Here is a 4,978-nt window from a genome sequence, read left to right as displayed (position 1 = left end):
TCAGTTTTGGGTTCACATACGAGACTTAGCACTCTCCGCCAGCGATTAACAGGGTCCGGGAACAAGTTCCCGGACCCTGTCTCGTTCCAAGCGTCAATTAGGACTGACTCATCTAGGCGCGGATCTGCAGCGGCATCGCAGGCGCGGGGTCGTCGGTGAGCAGCCTGGCGCACGTCTGGACATCGAAGCGCTCCGGCCTGCCGAATTCGTCGAGGTACAGCAATTTCGCCCGCTCCAGGCCCTCCACCTTGAACCCGGCGTTCCTGGCCACCGCAGCCGAAGCCGGGTTGTTCATCCTGTAGGCCAACTCGAGCCGAAAGAGGCCAAGGGTTCCAAAACAGTGCACGGCCATTGCGGCTGTGGCGCGCGATGCCAATCCGGCGCCACGCGCCTCGGAAGCGACCCAATAGGAGATCCACGCCGTCTCGTGGCGGCGGTCAATGGCCGTAGCCATGACATGTCCCACCGCCAGGCCGTTCACGTCGATGGCGAATGCCAGCACCTGATCGTTCTCGCAGTCGATCCACGGCGCCACCCACCTCCGGGCCGCCGCTGCGGAATTCACCGGTTCCCCCGACTGGGCCGCCATGTCGTCGACCCCAAACGCCGCCAAGATCGATTCAATGTCCTCTTCCGAGTCTGTCCACGGCCGCAGGAAGGCTGTCGAATGGGAATCGGGTTTCGGGCTCATGCACCTACCTTAGGCCCAGTGGATCAAGTCCGGGTTCGGCCGGCTCCGCCCATCGAACCCAACGCGAAGCATGCCGCCGGGGATTGGGCGAAAAACAAGTCATTGTGATCAACAACCCAATGTGACAGATGCGTTTCGTTGCATTCTTCGGGCAAGTGGCGGACATCATGTACATTTGCTGAAACTTGAGATCTCGTTCGACCACGGCGCGGCACAAAGACGTGCCCGCTTAGCAACATTAGTCCCGTATGCCACGGTGACCACAAGGAGTAACTGCCATGAGCGCCCAAACACTAGAAGCACTCCCCGATGCCCAGGCCACGAACAAGAAGTCGGCCGGGCACATCATTGTCGACACCCTGGTCGCCCACGGCGTGGAACGCACCTATGTGATCCCCGGGGAAAGCTACCTTGATGTACTGGACGGACTGCACCACTCCCCCATTGAAACCGTCGTCTGCCGCCACGAAGGCGGCGCCGCATACATGGCCGAGGCCGACGGCAAGATGCACCAGCGTCCGGGCATCGCCATGGTCACCCGCGGACCCGGTGCCGCCAACGCACATGTTGGCCTGCACACCGCCTGGCAGGACTCCACACCGATGGTGCTCTTCGTTGGCCTGATCCCCTTTGCCCACCGTGACCGCGAAGCCTTCCAGGAATTCGACATCAAGGGCTGGTTCGACACCGGCGCCAAGCGCGTCATGGTCCTTGACCACGCAGAGCGGGCCTCGGAGATCGTCGCCGAAGCCATGTTCGCCGCCATGAGCGGTCGTCCCGGTCCAGTGGTTGTCGGGCTTCCCGAGGACATCATCCGTGAAATGGTCGAGCCCACCCTGCACCCGGTCATCCCGGTGGCCACCGGAGGCATGACGGTGACCGACTGGAAAGAACTCAAGTCGGCACTAGAGGAATCCTCCAAGCCGCTGTTCGTGCTCGGCGGCAACGACTGGACCCAGGAGGGTTCCACCGCCCTGACCGCTTGGCTGGAAGAGCACCACCTGCCGGCCGCCGTTGAATGGCGCTGCGAGGGCAACATTCCCTTCAGCTCCCCGTCCTACGTCGGGCCCATCGGCTACGGACGTCCCAAGCCCACCTATGACCTGCTCGAGGAAACCGACCTCCTGATCTTCGTCGGCACCGTCCCTGGCGACGTGATCACCGATGGCTTCCTGGTGCGCCAGGACTGGACCAAGAAGAACTTCCTGGTCACCATCGACCCGTCCCTGCGCGGCCGCTCGGGCCCGGTGTCGCACCAGATCGTGTCCAAGCCCGATGTCTTCGTCCGGGACCTGGTCATGATGGACTTCGCCGGCAAGCCGGAATGGAAGTCCTTCACCGATCGCATGCGGGCCGAGCAGGAAAATTTTGCAGCGTTGCCCGCCGCCACGCCGTCCGCAGGCCCTGCCCGCATGGACACCATGATGGCCAACCTGGTGGCGGGCTTGCCGCAGGACGCCATGATCACCCTTGGCGCCGGCGAGCACACCAACTGGGCACACCGCTACTTCCCCACCGAGGAATACGCCTCGATGATTTCGGCACGCAACGGATCCATGGGCTACTCGGTGCCCTCGGCCATTGCCGCATCGCTGAACTTCCCGGGCCGCCGCGTGGTCACCATTGCGGGCGACGGGGAGTTCCTGATGAACGGCCAAGAGCTGGCCACCGCCGCGCAGTACGGTGCCACCCCGCTGGTCATCGTGATGGACAACCAGGAGTACGGAACCATCCGCACGCACCAGGAACGCCACTACCCCGAACGCATCTCGGGCACCCAGCTCAAGAACCCGGACTTCGCTCTCATGGCCCAGGCCTTTGGCGGATTCGGTGTGCGGGTCGAAAACGACAGCGACATCCCGGCTGCACTTGAGGCCGCCCTGACGGCCATCGACGAGAAGGGCCAGTTCGCACTGATCCACCTGATCGTGGAACAGCGCGTCAAGGCCTACTAAACCGGCTTCGAATCAGCGGAGGCCCGTTTCCACCCCCCCTCGGGCGGAAACGGGCCTCCGCTGTCTTCGGTGGCGAGGCTCATGGCAAGGTGTCTTCCGGACGGGGCCCATTCAGCGCATCGAGCAGAAAAGCAGCCCAGTGCCCATAGCCGGCCACCGAGGGATGGAAGCGGTCGGCGGCAAAGAAGGCCTCCCCCAGCGGCGGATCGTCGGCGAAAGACACAAAGGCCAAGCCCAATTCGGCACATACCTGCGCCGACGCCGCGTCCAGGCGGCCGGCCCGGCGTTCAAGAAATGCGTTCAACGGCACCGGCAGCGCCGGAAAATACCTGAAGGGCGGCACTCCCGCGACGACGATTTCCCGGTGCCTGCCCGAATCCATGAAGACCTCCAGGACCCTGCGCAGGTCCCGGCGCCAGTGTGCGGAACTTCTCCCGGCCATGGCGTCATTTGCACCGGCAACCAACACCACGACGTCCGGGTCAGGTTGCCGAACCAGCTCCAGAAGTTCGCTGACGATGCGTTCCAAGGTGGCACCGTTGGCGCCCTGGGCTTCCCAGGCCACCGGCAGACGACGCCGGTCCGAGAGCCCCACGGCCAGCTGACCGGTCAGCGCGAGTGCGTGCGTGGGGGCACCGGTCCCGGCAACGGTGGATTCCCCGATGACCAGCAGACGACAGGGTTCCCCGCCGGTTCCGTGCACGTCAACAAAGCCGTTGTTGGGACCAATCGCCCCTTGAAGGCCAGGCAGGTTCTTGACGATGCGGTGGCCTTGGAACAACGAAGGTCCGGCCTGGACCATGTTCAGCCATCCGCGCCAAAACCAGTTGCCTCCGCCACAGGTGCTCATTCCACGGCCCGTCCACTCGCGCTGTGCATCGTCCAGCCCGTTCATCCGTGGCCTCGCGATACCCGGCGGTTCCCCATGCTTTAGGTTCGGCCTTCGAGGCACCACTGTCAAGGCCCTCGGCGACGCGTCGCCAGATCTGATGCGAGATCTCTTGCAAACCATGATCAACGCGCTCCTGTCCGCCGACGCAGACGCCGTCGTCGGTGCCGAATGGGGCAAACCCAGCCCCGACCGTGTCACGCAGCGCAACGGCTACCGGCACCGCGACCTCGACACCCGCGTCGGCACCATCGATGTTGCGATCCCGAAGCTCCGCCAGGGCACCTATTTCCCAGAGTGGCTCATGGAACGACGCAAGCGCGCCGAGTCCGCGCTGATCACCGTTGTGGCCGACTGCTACCTCGCCGGAGTGAGCACCCGCCGGATGGACAAACTCGTCAAGACCCTCGGCATTCACTCGTTGTCGAAGTCGCAAGTCTCTCGCATGGCCGCCGAGCTCGACGAGCACGTCGAACAGTTCCGTCACCGGCCACTTGGCGACGCGGGTCCGTTCACGTTCGTCGCCGCTGACGCGCTGACGATGAAGGTCCGCGAGGGCGGCCGGGTGATCAATGCCGTCGTCCTGGTCGCCACTGGCGTCAACGCTGACGGGCGGCGGGAGGTCCTCGGGTTGCGGGTCGCGACCAGTGAGACCGGAGCGGCCTGGAACAGTTTCTTCGCTGATCTCGTCGCCCGCGGGCTGACTGGCGTTCGCCTCGTCACCAGTGACGCGCACCAAGGGCTCGTGGAAGCGATCGCCGCGAACCTGCCCGGCGCGTCTTGGCAGCGTTGCCGCACGCACTACGCCGCGAACCTCATGTCGGTGACGCCGAAGAGCATGTGGCCGGCAGTGAAGGCGATGCTCCATTCGGTCTACGACCAGCCCGACGCCGCGGCCGTGAACGCGCAGTTCGACCGTCTCCTGGACTATGTCAACGGAAAGCTCCCCGACGCGTATGAGCACCTCGACGCCGCCAGAGCCGACATCCTCGCCTTCACCCAGTTCCCCGAGGGGCTTTGGCAACAGATCTGGTCAAACAACCCGAACGAGAGGCTGAACCGGGAGATCCGTCGCCGCACCGACAGCGTCGGCATCTTCCCAAACCGCGACGCGATCATCCGACTCGTCGGGGCTGTTCTTGCTGAGCAGACCGACGAATGGGCCGAGGGCCGCCGCTACCTCGGACTCGACATCCTCGCTAGATCCCGGCTCTGCCTCGTCTCCGACACCGGAACTGAGGTGATCGCCGACACCGTCCTTCAACTCAGCGCCTAACCATCACAATCGAAGGACACTGCGCTACACCACTACCTGGGGCTTGACCTCGCCCTTCCCCACTACCTTGAAGAGGGCACACCGCTCAGGTGCCAGGTATCGGAGGACGACTACCGCATCGCTCTGTCATCGGCCCGACTCAGCTACGATCATGAAATTTACTCGGA

4 protein-coding genes are annotated in these 4,978 nt (G+C 64.1%); 2 read left to right on the top strand and 2 right to left on the bottom strand.

Features of this window, described 5'->3' with window-relative positions:
* Nucleotides 1–112: 112 nt before the first annotated feature.
* The gene (locus OIU93_RS20325) at nt 113–691 is read right to left on the bottom strand and encodes a GNAT family N-acetyltransferase (protein WP_264271857.1); all 579 of its coding nucleotides are present in this window, start codon (nt 689–691) and stop codon (nt 113–115) included.
* 278 nt (nt 692–969) lie between these two features.
* Here OIU93_RS20325 and OIU93_RS20320 point away from each other — a divergent pair, with 278 nt between their 5' ends.
* Nucleotides 970–2,646: a thiamine pyrophosphate-dependent enzyme gene (locus tag OIU93_RS20320; RefSeq protein ID WP_264271856.1), complete on the top strand. Its 1,677-nt coding sequence runs from the start codon at nt 970–972 to the stop codon at nt 2,644–2,646.
* 79 nt (nt 2,647–2,725) lie between these two features.
* Here OIU93_RS20320 and OIU93_RS20315 read toward each other — a convergent pair whose 3' ends face one another.
* The gene (locus OIU93_RS20315; RefSeq protein WP_264271855.1) at nt 2,726–3,496 is read right to left on the bottom strand and encodes an SGNH/GDSL hydrolase family protein; all 771 of its coding nucleotides are present in this window, start codon (nt 3,494–3,496) and stop codon (nt 2,726–2,728) included.
* Nucleotides 3,497–3,554: 58 nt separating this feature from the next.
* Here OIU93_RS20315 and OIU93_RS20310 point away from each other — a divergent pair, with 58 nt between their 5' ends.
* Nucleotides 3,555–4,811 carry an IS256 family transposase gene (locus OIU93_RS20310; RefSeq protein WP_264271858.1) on the top strand — a complete coding sequence of 419 codons (1,257 nt, stop codon included), beginning with the start codon at nt 3,555–3,557 and terminating at the stop codon, nt 4,809–4,811.
* The last annotated feature ends 167 nt before the right edge of the window (nt 4,812–4,978 follow it).

The sequence above is a fragment of the Paeniglutamicibacter sp. ZC-3 genome, from assembly GCF_025847175.2.
GTDB classification, from domain to species: Bacteria; Actinomycetota; Actinomycetes; order Actinomycetales; family Micrococcaceae; genus Paeniglutamicibacter; species Paeniglutamicibacter sulfureus.
The sequence above is the reverse complement of the archived record's forward strand: the minus strand, read 5'-3'. Positions and strand labels throughout refer to the sequence as shown.